We start from the raw sequence: 18,219 nt of genomic DNA on the forward strand, positions 1-18,219 counted from the left end.
CGCCGGAAAGTACGCTCTCCGGCGCCCGCATCAATGACTGTTGATGGCATCCACCATGAAAACACCGATTTCCCTGCTGTGCGCCTGCCTGCCCCTGCTGGCCTGGGCAGCGCCCTACACGCCGAAGGACGGCGGCGCCGTCATCGAGCAATTGCCACGCCGCACCGACGCCACGCAGAGCGAGCTGCGCGGCCTGCGCCAGCAACTGAACGCCGCGCCGAACGACCTGGCCCTGGCGGCCGGCCTGGCGCAGCGCTACATCGCGCTGGCGCGCAGCGAAACGGACCCGCGCTACCTCGGTTACGCGCAAGCGGCCCTGGCGCCCTGGTGGCGGCAAGCGGCGCCGCCCCTGCCCGTGCGCCTGCTGCGCGCCACCATCTTGCAAAGCACCCACCAGTTCGGTCCCGCCCTGCATGACCTCGACGCCGTCATCGCGCAGGAACCGGCGAATGGCCAGGCCTGGCTGACGCGCGCCACCGTCCTGACCGTGCAGGGCGATTACGCGCAGGCGACGGCCAGCTGCGCGCGCCTGTCGGCGCTTTCCACGCAGCTGGTCACCGTCACCTGCCTTGCCAATATCGCCAGCGTCACGGGCCGCGCCGCCGCCAGCGAGCGCCTGCTGGACCTGACCCTGCAAAGGAGCGCCGGCGCGGCGCCCGAGCTGGAAAGCTGGGCCGCCACCCTGCTGGCGGAAATGGCCACGCGGCGCGGAGAGACCGCGCTGGCCGAGGCGCGCTACAGGGCGGCGCTGGCGCGCCGGCCGCGCGACAGTTATCTGCTGGGCGCCTACGCCGACTTCCTGCTCGACCGCCAGCGCCCGCAGGACGTCGTCCAGCTGCTGCAAGACCGGCAGCGCATCGACGCCCTGCTGCTGCGTCATGCGCTGGCCCTGCAGGCGCTGCCGGGCCGGCAAGCGGCGTTCGAGGCGGCCAAGGCCGAACTGGCGGCCCGCTTCACCGCCGCCATGCAGCGGGGCGACACCGTGCACCAGCGCGAGCAGGCCCGTTTCGCCCTGTTCTTGCAACAGGATGTGCCGTCCGCGCTGCAACTGGCGCAACAGAACTGGGCCATCCAGAAGGAAGTGCCCGACATGCGCATCCTGCTCGAAGCGGCCCTGGCCGCGCGCGACTACGGCGCCGCGCAACCGGTGCTGGCGTGGATCGCGGCCAACGGCGTGGAAGACGCGGCCCTGCAGCGGCTCGTCAGGCAGCTGGGGCCGCAGGATGGCGTGAAAATCAGTGCCGCCAGGAAGGCAGGTGTGCTGTGAAACGCTGCCTGTTCATCGTGCTGCTGTGCGTATGGCTAAGTCCCGCGCACGCCCACAAGCCCAGCGACAGCTACCTGAGCCTGGCCGTCCACGGCCAGCAGATCGAGGGGCAATGGGATATCGCCCTGCGCGACCTCGATTTCGCCATCGGCCTCGACGGCAATGGCGACGGCGCGCTGACCTGGGATGAAATCCGCGCGCGCCACGCGGCCATTGCCGCCTACGCGCTGCAGCGCCTGCAGGTGGCCGGCGACGAGGGCGCGTGCACGCTGGAAGCGGCCGAACAGCTGATCGACCGCCACACGGACGGCGCCTACAACGTGCTGCGTTTTCGCGCCGACTGCCCGGGCGCCGCGCCGGCCAATCTGACCATTGGCTATACGCTGTTCGCCGACCTCGACCCGCAGCACAAGGGGCTGCTCAAGATCGATAGCGGCGGCGCCACGCAAACGGCCATCTTCGACCCGGACAGCCCGCGCCAGACGATCTCGCTGGCCGCGCCGGACCGGCTGGCGCAGTTCGGCGCCTACGTGCAACACGGCATCTGGCATATCTGGATCGGCTACGACCATATTTTGTTTCTGCTGTCGCTGCTGCTGCCGGCCGTGCTGCTGCCGGGCTTGCGCGAGCAGCAGCAAGGCTTGCAGGCGGCCTTCCATGATGTGCTGAAGGTTGTCACGGCGTTCACGCTGGCCCACTCCATCACGTTGAGCCTGGCCAGCCTGTCCGTCGTGTCGCTGCCTTCGCGCTGGGTGGAGTCGGCCATCGCCGCCTCCGTCATTCTGGCGGCGCTGAACAACCTGCTGCCCTTGTTCCGCGGCAAGCGCCCCGTGGCCGCCTTTGCCTTCGGCCTGATCCACGGTTTCGGCTTTGCCAGCGTGCTGCGCGACCTGGGCTTGCCCCAGTCCTCGCTGCTGGCCAGCCTGCTGGGCTTCAACGTGGGCGTGGAACTGGGCCAACTGGCCATCGTCGCCGCCTTCTTGCCCCTCGCCTGGCTGCTGCGCAAGACCTGGCTGTACCGGCAAGTGCTGACCGTCGGTTCGCTGGCGATTGCCCTGGTGGCGTGCGTGTGGCTGGTGGAGCGGGTGGCCGATATCAAGCTGATCAGCGCGTGATCGCGCCCCTCATTGGCCTGGCTACGGCGGCGCTGGCCGAAGTGGGTCGGGCGGCCGCGGAGCAAGGCATCAGGGAAAACCAATAAACGCCTGCGGCACGGCCTGCGTCAGCCACACGCCATTGTCGGACACATAAAACACATGGCCCTGCGCCTGCATGGCGGCCGCAGCGACCGTCAGCACGACGGGCTTGCCGTGGCGCGCTCCCACGGCCACGGCCGTTTCGCGGCTGGACGACAGGTGCACGTGCTTGCGCGCTCCAGGCAGCAGGCCGGCAGCGCGGATCGCCTCGACAAAGCGGCTGGCCGTGCCGTGGTACAGCATGGCGGGCGGCGTGGCGGGCGGCAGATCGAGATCGACGGCGGCCAGGGAATGCCCCTGGTTGGCGCGGATGCGCAAGCCATCTGGACTGATGGCGTAGCGCGACTTGCTGTCGCGCGCCACCACGTCATCCAATTGTTCACGGGAAAGGCGGCGGCCATGCCGGGCAGCGTGCGCCAGCAGCTGGGCTATGTCGGCCCAGCCCCGGGCATCGAGTGCGAGGCCGATTTTTTCGGGCGCGTGGCGCAGGATAAGGGAAAGGAATTTACTGGTTTGTACTAAATGATCTGTCATTCAATCTTTTTGTGATGAGCACGCACAGCCGTGCAGCATGCTTGTAGTGTAGCAGAGGCCGCGCTGCCATGGCGGCGACATCACTTGCCACGGTAAAGTGCGCGCACTTTACCGTCTCCTTGAAATCCATCAAGCGATATTGAATAACTGAATACACAGCCAGTCGCTGCGCGCAAGATAGCTTGATTCATTCATTTCCATTGATGTATCAAAGACATGAACGATGCACAGGATCACGCTGATCTCATGAATCGAGTCGAAGGGAAACTTGCGGCCCTACGCGAATCAACCTTTCCATCCGGTCGCCTTTCTGCGTGCGAAGGGCACGATGGCCTGCCATTGTTACATATGGCCATGGCAGCAGAGCTGCTTTCCTTCATTCAAGAATCAATATCGTTGGCACATCAGCATGAAGACGAATGGGGATTTACGGCGCAAGACCTGCTTCATATCGGCGTCAACCCGCCCCGAGGCTTGCTGATTGATTGCACAAGCTTGCACATCCCCGACACCTTCAGCATGGAAGAGAATATCCTGGCGGATTTTGGCTGGTATTACATCGAGTTCGATTTTTCCCGCTCGCTCTTCAAGCACATGCACATACGCTTCGAGTCATACGCAAAGAGAGTGGAATTTATTCTCAATGCAACTACCATCCTGGGATCTGGCGACATCAGCCTGCAGAAATCATCAGCAACAATATATGCAACTGATTTTTCCGTCAAAAAAATTTTCAGAACCTCGGGAAGTTTTGATCTGATTGTAATAAAAAGATCAGAAATAGCATTACTGGAAATTCATGGCGCAAGAATACGACGGGCACACATCATCAATTGCAATATATCCGATGGAATAAACATATGCAGAGTAACCATTCTGGAAGATATTTCATTTCGTGAATCCAGAATAAAATTAATTGCCACATTCGACGATTGCAAATTTGTGTTGCCGCCGGACTTTCATGATGTTTCGGCACCCAGCGAAACGACTTTTTTACACACTGAGTATGGCTTGGCCAAGGATAAAAAACGGTCTGAAGTTTTTATTACCAATAAACAGATCATGAACGACACCCCCGGCCGTTTCCGGGCTTTGCGTATCGCCATGAAAAATGCTGGCGCCCAGCACGAAGAAGCAGAATTTTTCGCCCAGGAATTACGCTCACGGCGCCGCGCCGCCCTCTCTTCCGACTCGCATATCAAGATGGATATGGCCGAAATTGCCATATCATGGCTCTATGATCAGATTTCTGCCTTCGGCACGTCCATCTGGCGCGCCCTGCTATCCTTTATCCTATGGAACTTCGCCTTCTGGTGTGTGTTTTATATTTTCGAAATATTTTTTTGCAATAACAAGCAATGCTTCCTGATTAACAAAAATTTAGAAAGCAAGATTTTTTCGGAGCATCCTGCATTGACCATTGCCATGCAGAACGCGCTCAATCCATTGTCCATCTTTGCCAGCAATGCGTTCATCAACGCAAATAGCATAACCCTGCTTGCCCTCTCCTTGCTTCAAAGCATAGGTTCGGTCGGCATCGCCGCCCTTCTTCTTCTCGCGATAAAAGGACGTTTTCAACGTGGCGGTGGCGGTAGCAGCGCTTGAGGATCGCTTCGCCTGCATTCTTGCGCCGGGCGATTAAAACGCATACGACAAGGTCAAGCGCGCGGACCGCGGTTCCACGGGATGGAAATGCCGGTCATTCACGCCGTCCGCCGCTTCCCCGGGCAGGCGCGACGCATAGTCATAATCGATGTCGCTGGCCCGTTTATTGAACAGGTTGAAGACGTCGAGCGACAGCCGCGTCCTGCGGTTGAGCTGGTAGGCGAGGCGCGCATAGGCCAAGGTGGTCGAGGCCGAGCGCACGCTATTGTCCTCGGTCAAGGGACGGGGGCCGAAATAGCGCAGCTGCAAGGCGCCCGACCACGCTCCCCGGTCCGCCACCGTCACGCCGAACGACGCCACTTTGTCAATCGCGCCGGGGATGAAGTTGCCGGCCGCATCGTTCTGCGTGTAGCGTGAGCGCGAGGCGGACAGGTCCAGGTCGAACAGCAGCCACGGCGCGGCAACATAGTGGTTGTTCCACTCGACGCCGTGGCGGCGGCTGGCGCGGCTCGGCTGCGTGCCGCCCGCGTCGCCCACGAACAGCAATTCGGACGCGACGTCGAGCCGCCACAGGGCCAGCGAGCTTTGCAGGCCCGGCAGCCATTCCGTGCGCGCCCCCAGTTCCATGCCCCTGGTCGGCACGAGGGGCGTGACGGGCGCCGAAGGCGAGCCATCGGGCAAGCGCGTCTGCGTCGTGCCCCGCGCATCGTTGCTATGGAAGCCCTTGCCGTAGTTCACAAAAAACTCCGTCTGGCGCCATGGACCGACGATCAGGGACAGTTTCGGCGACACCACGTGGTCCTGCGCCGTACCGCTATTGCCGGCGATGCTGCTGGCCACCTTGAAACGGTAGGCGTCGTAGCGCAGGCCCGCCACGGAACGCAGCCACGGCAGCCATTGCGTCGTGTTTTCGCCGTACAGGCCGACGCTGGCCTCGCGCACGCGGTCTTCTCGCACCGTGGCTTGCCGGATGCGTTCTACCGTGCTGTACAGGCCCACGGGCGACAGCCGGTCATAACGGGCCTGCACGCCGAGCTTGTTGCGCAGGGGAAGACCGAACAGCTGCGTATTCCAGCTTTCGCTGGCGTTCACGCCCGCCACCGTGCGCCGCTCGCGCTGCTGGAACTGGTCGCCCGTGGCCGGATTGGCCAGGAAATAGGTGAAATCGCTATTGAGTTCCAGCTGCGAGCCGATCAGGTATGCGTCAAACTCGAACAGCCGGTTCTGCGTGCGCCGGCGCAGCGCGTAGGACAGGCTGGCGCGCGAGGTGTCGCCGCCGTCGCTGGGCGCCAGTGAGCCGAAGCGGCCGATCAGGCCCGATTCCACGGCACGCAGCGGCACCTGGTCCGTGGCGTTCCAGCTGTTCTTGTAGGCCATGGCAGTCACGCTGAAGCCGTCATCGAGCGTGCCCTGGCTGTAGCGCAGCACGCCGCTATATTTACGCACACCTTCCGGCACGTCCCAGGGGCCGTTGTTGCGGTTCACTTCCAGGCAATACAGCAAGGCGCCTGGTCCGGCGTCGAGAGAATCGGCCACGACGGCCCGCACATAGCCGTGCTGGCCCAAGGACACGCTGGCCTGGCCTTGCGGCAATCTGTCGGCCAGGCGGATGCGCGCCGCGCCCGCCGAAGCGAAATCGCCTTCGCCGGCGAAATACGGCCCCTTCTTGTAATCGATGCGCTGCACCAGCTCGGGAATGAGGAAATTGAGGTCGGCATAACCCTGGCCATGCGCATGCGTGCGCATGTTGACGGGCATGCCGTCGACATGGGTGGCGAAATCCGTGCCATGGTCGAGGTTGAAGCCGCGCAGGAAATACTGGTTGGCCTTGCCGTCGCCGCTGTGCTGGGTGACGATCAGTCCCGGCACGAATTCCAGCAATTCACCCGTGCGCAAGGCGGGCCGGTTGACGATCAGGTCGCTGGTAATGACGCCCTGGCTGGCCGCGTCCGAGGTGCCGACGGCGTTGTCATAGTGGCCCGTCACGCGCACGGTGCGCGGCGCCTCCGTGGACGATGCCGCCTCGGGCGCAGCCGCCCTGCCGGGGCCCGCCAGCAGCAGCAAGGCACAAGCTGCCAGCTGTTTGCGTTTTATCAATGGCATCGCGCCTCCCCTTTCTATGATGTCAGTACAGCTTGCTACGGGATATATACGCGGCAGGCTGGCTGCCTGGATTCAGCATTTTTCAAGGAGCGACCGTGGACCTGAGCGACAGCAGCGGCAAGGCGACAAAAACCGCCACGGTGGCCGTGCGCAAGCGCGATGCGCTACCCTATATCCTGCTGTTCATCTTGCTGGCGGGCTTGCTGGCCGTGGTGGCTGGCGCCCTGCTGCCCCCCCACTACCAGGCCGTGCCGGCCCTGCTGTGGAGCCTGGGCTTTTGTGTCAGCGGCATGCTGCTGGGCTTCCTGTTCGGCATACCGCGCACCGTGCCATCCGGCACCATCAATACGCCGCCGCCCGATGAGCGGGCCAGCGGCAAGGGACGCCCCCCGGACGAGCCGCCCGCCGCAGGGACTGAGGCGGCGGCAGGCAACACCGGCAATACCCTGTTCCTGGGCACGCCCACGCCCATGGAAATCAATTCCAACCTGGTGGAAGTGTCGGACTGGCTGACGAAAATCATCGTCGGCGTGGGCTTGATCGAGCTCAAAAGCCTGCCCGCCAGCGCGCGCAGCGTGGCCGCCTTCATCGCGCCCAGCCTGGGCGGCGATACGGCCACGGCCATGGCCGTCGTGGGCGGCATCATGCTGTTCTTTTCCGTGCATGGCTTCCTGATCGGCTACCTGCTCACGCGCATCTACCTGTCCATCATGATCAAGCGGGCCGACAATCTCGTCAAAAACGAATCCGTGCGCCTGGAAAGCGGCAAGGAAATCGAAGTCACCGAGCTGAGCCGTCTGCAGCAGAAATCGCTGGACGACATGCAGGAAGCCGTCACCCAGCTGCTGCTGGCCCACCCGCCCGACGGCGGCCCCGTCACGGCCCTGGCGGGCGTGCCGACGGCGCAAAAGCCGTCCAGCCTCGTGCTGTGGCTGGATGACCACCCGCGCAACAACACCTTGCTGGTGGAACAGCTGGAACGGGAAAACATCAAGGTGGACCAGGCCGTCTCGACGCGCCAGGCGCTGGCCATGCTGCAACAAAAGCATTACGCACTGTTCATCACGGACATGGCGCGCGTGGAAAACGGTCGGCGCATCAAGGATGCGGGCGTACGCACGGTGCGCACGGTGCGCCAGACCTGGCCGGATTTGCCCATCGTCGTATATTGCAGCAAGGATACGGTCGCCAGTTATGGCACGGAAGCGCAGACGGCGGGCGCACGCTTCATCACCACCTCAGGCACGAGCTTGCTGGCCAGCGTCAACAAGCTGCTGCACGAAGGCCATGGGGATGACGCTCAGCCTGCCGCATCGTAGCGGTAGCTGCCCACATAGTGCAGCGTGCTGCGCTGCGGATGCGCCAGTCGATTCGGCGCAAACACGCACACGGCCGTGTCAGCCAGCACGCCCTGGGCATCCGCGTCCGCGCTGGCCTGCGTCAGCCAGCTGCCGGCATACGACACGCCGTCGAGCAACTCTGCCAGCGGCGCGGGCACGGCCAGCAGCGCGCTCTCGATGCAGGCTGGCTCATACTGCGTCAGGCCCGTTTCCATGAAGAATGGCGACGGTACGGCGTCGCCATCGTCCGTGTACGCGGGCGCCAGGTAGGCCTGCAGCGCTTCCCAGCTGGCAAAGCGCCCGCTGCAGGCAAACACGTGGACCATGGTCAAGATGGACGCCAACTTACAGCTTGTCCATCTTTTGCCGCACGGCCGGCGCCGTCGAAGCCGTCGGCGCCAGTTCCAGATAGGTTTTATAGGCCGCTTTCGCCCTGGCGGCATCGCCGGCCTTGGCATAGGCGTCGCCCAGGTTCAAATAGGCGATGGCGCGCGACGGGTCCATCTTGACCGTGTTTTCAAACCAGCGGGCCGCTTCGCGGTATTTTTCCTGCTTGTAGAAGACAAAGCCCAGGTTGTTGGCCGCCAGCGCGAAATCGGGACGCAGTTTCAGCGCTTCCGTGAACTGCGCTTCCGCCTGCGCGTACTGCTTTTCCTTGTACAGCTGCAAGCCGCGGTCGTTGGCCCGCTGCGCCAGCTGGCGCGTGGAGGTGGGCACGGCGCCCGGCGTGACGATCTTCTGTTCGCCGCCCTGCAAATCCTTCACCGTCACGCTGGCCGCTTGCGGCTTGGCGTCGAGTTTGCTGTTCAGGGCGATGGCTTCCGTCGACAATTGCGCCGTGTTCGGGCTGAGGAATTCCGTCTCGCCCGGCAGTTCGAAGACGAAATCGCCCCCTTCCGAACCAGGCAGGCTGCCGAACGCGGGCGTCTGGTTCGACACGCTGGAGACGGCCGGCGCCACGTAGGCCGCCAGTTCCGTGGCCGTGATCAGGCCGTCGCCGTTCAGGTCGCCCTTGCCCGCCAGGCCCTGCAGCAGGGTCCACGTGAACACGGAGTGCCCGTTCGGCCCGCCGTCGGCCACCAGCTGGTCGCCGCCGCCGGCCGTCAGCATTTGCCGGCCGATGCGCTTGGCGTTGTCGCGCAGGAAGGAGCTGGAACCGGCGCCACGCGTCAGGCCCAGGCCGCTGTAGCAGGCGTCCATGACGAAGAACGCATGCTTGGCCGTCAGGGACTCCGCGATATTCTGGATTTCCGTCATCGGAATCGCATCCGTGGCGAACTGCGCCGGATCAGAGTCAAACGGCACGATGTAGCCGAGGTCGCGTCCCGAACTGAGCTTGCGCGTGGCGCCGTGGCCGGCGAAGAAGACGAAGATGCGGTCATTCTTTTGCACGCCGCCGTGGGCCAGCTTGTCGTGGAAGGCGGCCAGGATGTTGTTGCGCGTCGCTTCGCCATTCTTCAGGGTGACGACGCGCTCGGGCGCAAACGCGAATTTTTCGATCAGGGTGTCGCGGATGCCCTGCGCGTCGCGCACCGCATATTGCAGTTTCGGCCATTTGGCGTAATCGTCGATGCCGATCACCACGGCCCAGGAATTGGCGTAGCCCGTGGTGACGGGCACTTTCTCGGGCGCGGGCGCCGTGCTTTTCGCCACCTGGAAGCTCGTGCCATCCCAGCCCGCGAATTGATAGCCTTCCGCGATCAGCTTGTCGAGCACGGCCGGCAAGGCTTTGACCGTGCGTTCATGGATGTCGTGGAACAGGACGATGCCGCGCCCCGCCTTGTCGACGGAGGCCAGCACCCGGTTCGTGATGGAGCTGGGCACGGGGTCGGCCCAGTCGAGCGAATCGATATTCCACATCACGGATTTCAGATGCGCATCGGCCAGCGCGGCCATGCCTTCGCTGTTGCGCGCGCCATACGGGAAACGGAACAGCGCGGCCCGCTCGGGGCTGATGGCTTTCAATAACGTGTCCGTGCCGAGGATTTCGCCTTTCAGCTTGTCGCCCGTCTGCTTCGACAATTGTGCGTGGCTGAAACTGTGGTTGCCCACGGCATAGCCTTCTTTCATCAGCTTGCGGCTCACTTCCGCGCCCGCGCCCAGCTTGGCGTGGCCTTCCGCGTCCAGCGAGCCCAGGTTGCGGCCCACGTTGAAGAACACGGCCGGCACGCCATATTGTTTCAAAATGGCGCTGATTTCTTCCGTGTAGCGGCGGTGCGGACCGTCGTCGAAGGTCAGCACGATGGTTTTCTTCGGCAAGCCGAGGCCGAAGATTTCCGCCTCGTCCTTCTTGGGCACGGGCTTGGCTTCCGGGACAGAACCGGCCGGTGGTACCGCATACGGCACGACGATGCCGTTTTCCTTCAAAATCTGTTCGCGGCTGTAGAGTTTTTTCAGCTGCGCCACGTAATCGTCCCACCGTTCGCGCTTGAGTTCGATGGCGCGCTGGCCCAGGTTGCCGAAGATTTGCCGGATTTCCTTCTCGTAATTGCGCTCGATCTCGCCCAGCGCGTCGAGATCCTCGGAAATGCGCTTGTGCAGCTTGATCGCCGGCAAGGACGAATCCTTGGCCACGTCGGCCAGCATGCTTTGCAGCAATTCGCGGAAAGCCAGCCGGTCCGCGTCGTACAGCGAGGGATCGGATTCGATATACGTGAGCAGGCTGTCGAGCGCTTCGAAGCGGCCCGGATTGGCCGGTGCCGTCAATTGATCCAGCGCTGCATCGAGCCTGGCGATGCGTTCCTGGTTTTCATGGAACAGGGCCTGGCCCACTTTACGGGCTTCGTCGCGCGCGCCTTCGGGCAAGCTTTGCTCGTCGGCCAGCAGCACGATGATCTTGCGGAAATTGGCCAGCAAGTCGCGGAACTGGGCGGCCACGGCGGCCGTGTCGGCGCCGGCTTGCGGTGCGGCGGCCGGATTGCCCGTGGCCGGGCCGGCTGGCGCGGCAGTGGCGGCAGGTCGGGTATAGGTGTAAATGCCGGCCCCAGCGGCGAGTGCCACGACAACGGTGGCGGCGATCTTGATCGGCTTGGAAGTCACAGGCTTGTCATTCCCTTCACATACTATGCATGGCGTTCAGATGGCGCGGATGCGCAAGATGCATAATTGTAGAGCACGCTTGGTAATTTGCTCATCCCGCACGCTGAATTTGGGCAATAATATGGCTATCAATATGGCAAGCAAGCTCCATCGAGCATAAAAACAGGAACGACGATGCACAAGAAACTCTGCGCCGCGGCGCTGATGCTGGGAATGGCCCTGATGCTGCTGCAATTGCGCGCGCATGCGGGTGACGACCAGCCGAAACTGGTCGGGCGCGTTTGCCAGCCGCACTGAGCACGCGGGCCAGGACCGGCCCGCCAGGCCGGGTACGCGGCCACGGCTCGCCCGGCTATCCGGCGTCCGCGTCGAAATGCTTGCGCAAGCCTTGCCAGCACGCGAAATAGTCGTTTTGCAGCAAGCCGCCATCCAGCGCGAACGGCGTCGGCTTGAGGATGGTGCGCGTCTCGAACATGAAAGCCATGGTATCGGCCACCTTCGCGGGCGTGGACGTGTCGCTGTGCGAAGCCTTGTCAAAGGTCTGCGCATCGGGGCCGTGGCCGGACATGCAGTTGTGCAGGCTGGCGCCGCCCGGCACGAAACCGGCCGCCTTGGCGTCGTACACGCCGTGGATCAGGCCCATGAACTCGCTGGCCACGTTGCGGTGGAACCACGGCGGCCGGAACGTGTGTTCGGCGGCCAGCCAGCGCGGCGGGAAGATGGCGAAGTCGATGGCGCCAAATTGCGGATTGTCGCTCGGCGCCTGCAGCACGAGGAAGATCGACGGGTCGGGATGGTCGTAGCTGATCGAGCCGATGACATTAAAGCGGCGCAAATCATATTTGTACGGCGCGTAGTTGCCATGCCAGGCCACCACGTCGAGCGGCGAATGATCAAGCGTCGTGCGCCACAGGTGGCCGCCGAACTTGGCCAGCAGTTCGCACTCGCCGTCGATATCCTCGTAGGCCGCGTGCGGCGTGAGGAAATCGCGGCTGTTGGCCAGGCCATTCGAGCCGATGGGCCCCATGTCCGGCAGGCGGAAGGCCGTGCCGAAGTTTTCGCAGACATAGCCGCGCGCCTTGCCGTCCAGCAAAGTCACGCGGAAGCGCACGCCACGGGGGATGACGGCGATTTCCTGCGGTTCCAGTTCGATCATGCCCAGCTCCGTGGCAATCGCCAGCCGCCCTTCCTGCGGCACGAGCAGCAATTCGCCGTCGGCCGAATAAAAGAAGCGCTGCATGGAGCGGTTGGCCGCATACACGTGGATGGCGCAGCCGCTCATCGCTTCCGCGCTGCCGTTTCCCGCCATCGTTTGCCAGCCGTCGATGAAGTCCACCGGCGTGGCGCTGTCGGGCAGCGGCAGCGGGTCCCAGCGCAGCTGGTTCGGCGGCGTGGGGGGCATGGCGTGGAAATCGCTGACGATGCGGGTATTCTGCAGCAAAGTGAATGGCGGATGCTGGCTGGCCGGGCGGATGCGGTACAGCCAGGAGCGCCGGTTCTGCGCGCGCGGCGCCGTGAAGGCCGTGCCCGACAATTGTTCCGCATACAGGCCCAGCGGCGCCCGCTGCGGCGAATTCTGCCCCTGCGGCAAGGCGCCGACGATGGCTTCCGTGGCAAATTCGTTGCCGAAGCCGCTCTGGTAGCCGGCGCCTCTCATGCCGGCTCCGCCATGCCGCCGGCCGCGTCGCGCATGGCGTGACACGATTCGGTATGCACCCAGGCCTGTGCCATATCGCTCATATTGTCTCCTCATTTCCTCAATGACCAGGTTGCGTCAGCAAGCTAAAGTAGCAGCGGGCGACTCCAGCCCTCATTGGCGCCGCCACGTGGCCACGCCTGCCACGGTACAGTCGCCTGAAGTGGCTGCTGCCGCCATTCTCCACCCCGCTAATATACCCCGCTTTTCGCGCGCCGTTTTGCAGCGGCGCCAGCGGGCGCCCTGGCAAATCCATGCCCGGCGAGGCCGCGCTCCGGGCCTGCCACAGGGGATCGACTGCGCTGCCGGCCGACGTCACGACTGCCATGCCTTGCATGGCGTGACGCCAGCGCTCGTATCGCTGCCTGCCCGGTACCGCCTCGCACGTGTCAGCCCGCAAGCCAGGGAAACCAAAAGTTAACATTAATTATCAAAATTAATACTTATTTTTATATCTTTTAAAGGATATCCAATATATATTTCTCTTGCAATATTGCACACAACTTGAAGGACTTCATCATGCATGTCTTGAAAAAAGCCGGCATTTCGCTGGCCCTGAGCCTGTCGTTGATCTCGCTGGCGCAGGCGGATGCGACCCTGACCATCGGCAGTTCCGGCAGCAACCAGTACGCGTGGCTCAATTCTGGCAGTTTTGAGATCGGCCGCGTCACATTTGAATACGGCACGCAGAGCATCACCGCACTGCAAACCTCGGTCACCCTGAAAGACCAGGGCTGGGGCGGTCAGGATCCATCGAACGGCGTGTACGTTCAGTTACTGAGCAATAACAATGCCGTATATGGTTTCAATGTTGCTGGCGCCACCCATGATTGGCAAACACTGAACTTTAACCTGGCCGCCAATCCGGGAATTTACAGCGGCTTGAACCTGGCGCTGGCCGGCATCGACCGCGCCAACGGCCCGATCTCGCTGCAATTCGTCACGAATGCCTGGGGCTATCCGGGCTGGGAGTTGCACACGCTGAACAACAGCCTGTCCGTCACCACCAGCTTGCAAGCTGTGCCTGAGCCGGAAACCTACGCCATGCTGCTGTTGGGCCTGGGTGCGATCGGCTGGGTTTCGCGTCGCAAAACGCGCACCACTGCGTAAGCGTATCGTCGCAAGCATCTGTCCGACCGCCCCGTTTCCATGCGCACGTCCACAGGCAATGCAACGGGGTGCATGCATGACATCAAGTTGCTCCCCCTTCAGACAAGTAACTGAAAGTCATTGACGCCAGGTCGACGCCCGGGCGCTTCAAGTCCGTCCCTAGCCTGCACGGCCGGGGCTAGGCCGTGCCCTCCTCCTGCCGCTTATTGTTGACGCTGCGGCAAGACCCAGTCCGGCCGGATGTAATGGCAGGTATAGCCATGCGGCAAGCGCAGCAGATAATCCTGGTGCTCCGGTTCCGCTTCCCAGAACGGGCCGGCCGGCGCCACCTGCGTCACCACCTTGCCGGGCCACAGGCCCGAGGCGTCGACGTCGCGGATGGTCTCTTCGGCCACGCGCTTTTGCTCGTCGCTGGTGTAAAAGATGGCCGAGCGGTAGCTGGTGCCCCTGTCATTGCCCTGGCGGTTCTCGGTGCTGGGGTCGTGGATCTGGAAAAAGAATTCCAGGATCTTGCGGTAGCTGATGGTGTTCGGGTCGAACATGATCTCGATCGCTTCCGCATGCGTGCCGTGGTTGCGGTAGGTGGCGTTGGCCACGTCGCCGCCGCTGTAGCCCACGCGCGTGGCAAGCACGCCCGGATAGCGGCGCAGCAAGTCCTGCACGCCCCAGAAGCAGCCGCCTGCCAGGATCGCGGTTTCCTTGTCTTGTGTCATATTGATCATTCCTTGAGCTGAGATACTGGTATGTATCGTTCATCTTACCCTGTCGCGCGGTTTTCTTCAGCGGGCCAGCAGGCGCTTGAGCTGCGCCGCCTGGTAGGCGCCGATGGCGTCGTTGAACAGGCAGCGGATCAGGGGGTCGTCGACGATGTCGGCCTCCGCCAATGCGGCCCGCGTGGCCGCGTCGAATGGACCGTCATTGATGCGCATGTACATCGACGTCAGCGATTCACCGAGCACCAGCGCCGCATGGCATTTCACCAGCGGCACTTCGGTGGTCCAGCCGGGCGCCTCGCCCGTGTCGGGCACGAGGTCGATCACGTCGCCCTGCGTGCGGTAATGCAGGACGGTGGCCGCGCCGTCATGGCCGTGCAGGGCCAGCCGCCACAGGCGCGGGGCCTGGAAATAGCTGTCCTCGGGCAGTTCCATGTCGCGGTAGCGTTCAAGCAGGCCGTGGCGGCAGAAATCGAGTACCAGCGCCGCATCGGACTCGCTCAATGGCGCGAAACGGCGGGCGATGTCCGCCGAGGCGGGCGCAAGCGCCTCGGGACGGTAGTCGAAATCCACGTCCTGCGCCCCTACGGGGAGCACCCAGGGCAAGGGGTCGGCGCTGCGCACGCCGTGTGCGTCGAGCAGCACGGACGTCGACGGGTCGAGGCGGAAGATGTGCGCGTCCGGCAGCGCGGCGCCGATTTCATCGGCAAAGCGGCGGTAGGTAACCGGGAACATCGCGTGGTTGTACCAGGACCAGTCTTCCTGCACGAACTGGCAGGAGCTGGGCACGAGGTAACGGGGCGCCAGCGCGCGCAATTGCGGTATCCAGTCGTCGGGGAGCTCGACCGGGCCTCGCGCTGCCAGCGACGGCGCAATGACGGCGATCTCGCGCATGGTCTGGAACGGCCACAAGACCATGTCCCAGGGCGCGAAGGCGGCCAGCTGCGCCAACGTCTCGGGGCCGATCCAGGAATCGACGACGTTGAGCACGTTCAGGCCGGCGGCGCGCACCTGGAACAGGGAGTCGACATCGTCATCGAGCGCCCGGCGCGGGATCACCTCGATGGCGCCCACGCGCACGGGCACGTCGACATGCAGGCGCTGTACCTGCGTAAAACCGAGCGCGCGGATCATCGCGAACAGTTCGTCGAAGACGCAGTACAGGTAGATGGGCGTGGCGCGGTCGAGCGCGTCGAGGCTGTCGAGCGAGCAGTGGTCGTCGTGGAAGTGCGAAATGAAGACGGCATCCCAGCGCAGCCGGCGCACGGCATCGAGGTCGAAACGCACGGACGGAAAGGCGTGGCAGTTGCGGCTGAAGGGGTTTTCGACGATGGGATCGAAGGCGATGGCCGTGCCTTCGCATTCGAAGACATAGCCGGCGTGCAGGATGCGGGAGATTTTCAGGGGCATAAGCTGGTTCAGGTTGGGCAGCGCGCCATGATAGCTGAAAAGGCGCCTGCCCTGCCCCATGCGGAATTAGTACGGATTATTCAGCACATCCATCGCAAAATACGTAAAGATCATGTCCGCGCCCGCGCGCTTGATGGCGCCCAGGGTTTCCTGCACCACGCGGCGCTCGTCGATGGCGCCGGCCTGGGCGGCAAACTTGATCATGGCGTACTCGCCGCTGACCTGGTAGGCGCCGATCGGCAGGCGCGTCACTTCGCGCAGGTCGCGGATGATGTCCAGATACGCCCCGGCCGGCTTGACCATCAGCGCATCGGCGCCTTCGGCTTCGTCGATCAACGATTCGCGCACCGCTTCGCGGCGGTTCATCGGGTCCATCTGGTACGTTTTGCGGTCGCCCTTGAGGGTGCTGCCTGCCGCGTCGCGGAACGGGCCGTACAGGCCGGAGGCGAACTTGGTCGAATACGCCATCACGGGCGTGTCGTGGAAGCCGGCCGCGTCGAGCGCGCTGCGGATGGCCGCCACCTGGCCATCCATGGCGGCCGACGGGGCGATGATGTCGGCGCCCGCCTGGGCCGCGATGACGGCCTGCTTGCCCAGGTTCTGCACCGTGCTGTCATTGTCGACCGTATCGCCATGCAGGATGCCGCAATGGCCGTGGTCCGTGTATTCGCAGAAGCAGGTGTCGGACATGACCACCATTTCCGGCACGGCGTCCTTGATGATGCGCGACATGCGCGCCACCAGGCCGTCCGGGTTCAGGGTGTCCGTGCCGTGGCTGTCCTTGTGGTGCGAAATGCCGAAGGTCATGACGGAGCGCAAACCGGCGCGCGCGTAGCGCTCGATTTCCTGCGCCAGCTTCGCTTCGGGAATGCGGCGCACGCCGGGCATGGACTTGATGTCGATGAAATCGCTGGAACCTTCGTCGACGAAGATCGGCAGGACCAGGTCGCGCGGGTTGATCTCGGTTTCGCGGAACAGCTCGCGCAGTTGCGGGGTCGCGCGCAGGCGGCGCATGCGCGAAGTGGGGAATTGTGCTGGCATGAGGGTGACTGGCTTCAGGTTAAGAACGCCAGCAAGTATACGCCGATCGCGCCGCTTGCGCCGGGCTGGCCGGCAAAAAAGCCGCGCAGGTCAAAAAAGGCCTTCCTGCGCCTTCATTGCGGCTGCAACAGGGCCGCCACGTTCCAGCGCATGTCCGCCGCCATGCGCAGCAGCATGGCGCCGCGGCGGCGCGCGTCCGCCCGCTTTTTCGACGGCAGCAGCTCCAGCTCCGGCATGCGGCAGGGAATGCATGGCAAGCGGTAATTGCCGTCGCCGGCAGGCTGCGCATGCAGTTCCTGCCACGCCAGGTCGTAGTCGCAGGCGATGCGGCGGCGCCGGCGCCAGTTCAGCGCGATGCGGTTGGCATTGCCAACCAGCCCCAGGTCGGTGCAGCCGAAAAAGTCGCCGAGGTCGCGCAAGGCTGCCACCATCAGGTTTTTCGGCCGGCAGCCGTGCAGCGCCCGCGTGGCGTCCTTCACCGCCTGCGCCCCTTCGGCCGAGCGCAAGCCCTGCAGGGCGCCCAGCTCGATGGTGCCGCCGCCTGCCTTCGGCCGGAACAGGAAACTGGCCAGGTACAGCGACACGCCGTCGCGCGTCAGGCGCAGGCACAGGTCGCCCTCGCGGTGGCTGTCGTGGATGGCCGTCAGCTGCAGGCGGTAGGTGGCGCCATCCTTGCCTTCGATAGCGGCCAGCACCAGCGCCCGGCGCGCCGCGTACTCCACCAGCGGGCGCGCGCCCGCCTGCCACAGGAAGCGGTAATGCCCGCACAGCAGCTCGACGCGCGCCGCACAGCCGAACTGCCGGCTCGCATAGGGGCGGTAGATCTTGTACCGCAGGCTGGGATGGACTTGCGCCAGCGCCGCCAGGCCCGGCGTGCCGGCGATGAACGCCTGCCAGCGCGCGCGCTGCAGGGGAAAGACGATGGCGCCCAGCGCGGCCTTGATGCGGTGGCCATGCTGGCGCAGTGCCGGCTGCTGCGGCGCGGAGTCGCCGGTGGCGGTAAAAGTATGCATGCGAACTGCTCTACAACGGACTGGGCGAACGGGACGCGGCAGCGGCCGCGTGCAGCCCGGCGCAGGCGACGGCAGCGTGCAGCCGCTCTGGCCGGGTAGAGCGGATGATAGGGGGAGGCGAAAACGAAGGGGGTTACAAGTTGGTAATGTGC

15 protein-coding genes are annotated in these 18,219 nt (G+C 63.9%); 6 read left to right on the plus strand and 9 right to left on the minus strand.

The features are described from left to right. The first annotated feature begins 55 nt into the window (after positions 1–55). Both BXA07_RS23065 and BXA07_RS23070 read left to right on the plus strand, forming a co-directional pair. Entirely contained in the window at positions 56–1,267 is a 1,212-nt protein-coding gene (locus BXA07_RS23065) for a hypothetical protein (protein WP_076571415.1), read from the plus strand. Continuing rightward, entirely contained in the window at positions 1,264–2,382 is a 1,119-nt protein-coding gene (locus BXA07_RS23070) for a HupE/UreJ family protein (protein WP_076571234.1), read from the plus strand. The genes BXA07_RS23065 and BXA07_RS23070 overlap by 4 nt, the downstream gene beginning before the upstream one ends. A gap of 69 nt (positions 2,383–2,451) precedes the next feature. Here BXA07_RS23070 and BXA07_RS23075 read toward each other — a convergent pair whose 3' ends face one another. After that, positions 2,452–2,997: an RNA 2'-phosphotransferase gene (locus BXA07_RS23075; RefSeq protein WP_076571236.1), complete on the minus strand. Its 546-nt coding sequence runs from the start codon at positions 2,995–2,997 to the stop codon at positions 2,452–2,454. Between the two features lie 216 nt (positions 2,998–3,213). Here BXA07_RS23075 and BXA07_RS23080 point away from each other — a divergent pair, with 216 nt between their 5' ends. Continuing rightward, positions 3,214–4,602, plus strand: a complete 1,389-nt coding sequence (locus tag BXA07_RS23080; RefSeq protein WP_076571238.1) for an RNA-dependent RNA polymerase family protein — start codon at positions 3,214–3,216, stop codon at positions 4,600–4,602. 33 nt (positions 4,603–4,635) lie between these two features. Here the strand turns inward: BXA07_RS23080 and BXA07_RS23085 are convergent, their stop codons facing one another. Continuing rightward, on the minus strand, positions 4,636–6,705 hold the full coding sequence (locus BXA07_RS23085; protein WP_139335711.1) for a TonB-dependent receptor: 2,070 nt from the start codon (positions 6,703–6,705) through the stop codon (positions 4,636–4,638). 95 nt (positions 6,706–6,800) lie between these two features. Here BXA07_RS23085 and BXA07_RS23090 point away from each other — a divergent pair, with 95 nt between their 5' ends. Further along, positions 6,801–8,024 (plus strand): response regulator, encoded by a 1,224-nt coding sequence (locus BXA07_RS23090; protein WP_076571240.1) that lies wholly within the window; start codon positions 6,801–6,803, stop codon positions 8,022–8,024. On the opposite strand, the gene BXA07_RS23095 is transcribed toward BXA07_RS23090, so the two are convergent. Then, positions 8,006–8,371 (minus strand): immunity 22 family protein, encoded by a 366-nt coding sequence (locus BXA07_RS23095; protein ID WP_244556382.1) that lies wholly within the window; start codon positions 8,369–8,371, stop codon positions 8,006–8,008. The genes BXA07_RS23090 and BXA07_RS23095 overlap by 19 nt on opposite strands. 19 nt (positions 8,372–8,390) lie before the next feature. Next, positions 8,391–11,084, minus strand: coding sequence for a polysaccharide deacetylase family protein (locus BXA07_RS23100; protein WP_076571245.1), 2,694 nt, complete (start codon positions 11,082–11,084; stop codon positions 8,391–8,393). A 174-nt stretch (positions 11,085–11,258) separates the two neighbouring features. On the opposite strand from BXA07_RS23100, the gene BXA07_RS31690 reads away from it, so the two are divergent. Then, positions 11,259–11,381, plus strand: coding sequence for a hypothetical protein (locus BXA07_RS31690; protein WP_280175073.1), 123 nt, complete (start codon positions 11,259–11,261; stop codon positions 11,379–11,381). A gap of 55 nt (positions 11,382–11,436) precedes the next feature. On the opposite strand, the gene hmgA is transcribed toward BXA07_RS31690, so the two are convergent. Continuing rightward, positions 11,437–12,741 (minus strand): homogentisate 1,2-dioxygenase, encoded by a 1,305-nt coding sequence (hmgA, locus tag BXA07_RS23105; protein WP_076571248.1) that lies wholly within the window; start codon positions 12,739–12,741, stop codon positions 11,437–11,439. Positions 12,742–13,299: 558 nt separating this feature from the next. Between hmgA and BXA07_RS23115 the strand changes: the two genes are divergently transcribed. Continuing rightward, positions 13,300–13,890, plus strand: a complete 591-nt coding sequence (locus BXA07_RS23115) for a PEP-CTERM sorting domain-containing protein (protein ID WP_139335712.1) — start codon at positions 13,300–13,302, stop codon at positions 13,888–13,890. A gap of 203 nt (positions 13,891–14,093) precedes the next feature. Here the strand turns inward: BXA07_RS23115 and msrA are convergent, their stop codons facing one another. The 4 genes from msrA to BXA07_RS23135 form a co-directional block, all read right to left on the minus strand. Continuing rightward, the gene (msrA, locus tag BXA07_RS23120; RefSeq protein ID WP_076571418.1) at positions 14,094–14,603 is read right to left on the minus strand and encodes a peptide-methionine (S)-S-oxide reductase MsrA; all 510 of its coding nucleotides are present in this window, start codon (positions 14,601–14,603) and stop codon (positions 14,094–14,096) included. A 66-nt stretch (positions 14,604–14,669) separates the two neighbouring features. After that, on the minus strand, positions 14,670–16,013 hold the full coding sequence (locus tag BXA07_RS23125; protein ID WP_076571420.1) for an MBL fold metallo-hydrolase: 1,344 nt from the start codon (positions 16,011–16,013) through the stop codon (positions 14,670–14,672). A 66-nt stretch (positions 16,014–16,079) separates the two neighbouring features. Continuing rightward, a complete protein-coding gene (hemB, locus tag BXA07_RS23130; protein ID WP_076571255.1) occupies positions 16,080–17,054 on the minus strand; it encodes a porphobilinogen synthase in 975 nt (324 codons plus the stop codon). A 113-nt stretch (positions 17,055–17,167) separates the two neighbouring features. After that, positions 17,168–18,067 carry a VirK/YbjX family protein gene (locus BXA07_RS23135; RefSeq protein WP_076571257.1) on the minus strand — a complete coding sequence of 300 codons (900 nt, stop codon included), beginning with the start codon at positions 18,065–18,067 and terminating at the stop codon, positions 17,168–17,170. Positions 18,068–18,219 lie beyond the last annotated feature (152 nt).

This window comes from Janthinobacterium sp. TND4EL3 (genome assembly GCF_900156175.1).
Classification (GTDB): Bacteria; Pseudomonadota; Gammaproteobacteria; order Burkholderiales; family Burkholderiaceae_D; genus Janthinobacterium.

What these genes read in the sequence shown, in the direction of transcription:
- BXA07_RS23065 (WP_076571415.1), top strand. Translation starts at nt 56, where the DNA reads ATGAAAACACCGATTTCCCTGCTGTGCGCCTGCCTGCCCCTGCTGGCC.
- BXA07_RS23125 (WP_076571420.1), bottom strand. Translation starts at nt 16,013, where the DNA reads ATGCCCCTGAAAATCTCCCGCATCCTGCACGCCGGCTATGTCTTCGAA.
- BXA07_RS23135 (WP_076571257.1), bottom strand. Translation starts at nt 18,067, where the DNA reads ATGCATACTTTTACCGCCACCGGCGACTCCGCGCCGCAGCAGCCGGCA.
- hmgA (WP_076571248.1), bottom strand. Translation starts at nt 12,741, where the DNA reads ATGAGAGGCGCCGGCTACCAGAGCGGCTTCGGCAACGAATTTGCCACG.
- msrA (WP_076571418.1), bottom strand. Translation starts at nt 14,603, where the DNA reads ATGACACAAGACAAGGAAACCGCGATCCTGGCAGGCGGCTGCTTCTGG.
- BXA07_RS31690 (WP_280175073.1), top strand. Translation starts at nt 11,259, where the DNA reads ATGCACAAGAAACTCTGCGCCGCGGCGCTGATGCTGGGAATGGCCCTG.
- BXA07_RS23085 (WP_139335711.1), bottom strand. Translation starts at nt 6,705, where the DNA reads ATGCCATTGATAAAACGCAAACAGCTGGCAGCTTGTGCCTTGCTGCTG.
- BXA07_RS23080 (WP_076571238.1), top strand. Translation starts at nt 3,214, where the DNA reads ATGAACGATGCACAGGATCACGCTGATCTCATGAATCGAGTCGAAGGG.
- BXA07_RS23115 (WP_139335712.1), top strand. Translation starts at nt 13,300, where the DNA reads ATGCATGTCTTGAAAAAAGCCGGCATTTCGCTGGCCCTGAGCCTGTCG.
- hemB (WP_076571255.1), bottom strand. Translation starts at nt 17,054, where the DNA reads ATGCCAGCACAATTCCCCACTTCGCGCATGCGCCGCCTGCGCGCGACC.
- BXA07_RS23095 (WP_244556382.1), bottom strand. Translation starts at nt 8,371, where the DNA reads ATGGTCCACGTGTTTGCCTGCAGCGGGCGCTTTGCCAGCTGGGAAGCG.
- BXA07_RS23075 (WP_076571236.1), bottom strand. Translation starts at nt 2,997, where the DNA reads ATGACAGATCATTTAGTACAAACCAGTAAATTCCTTTCCCTTATCCTG.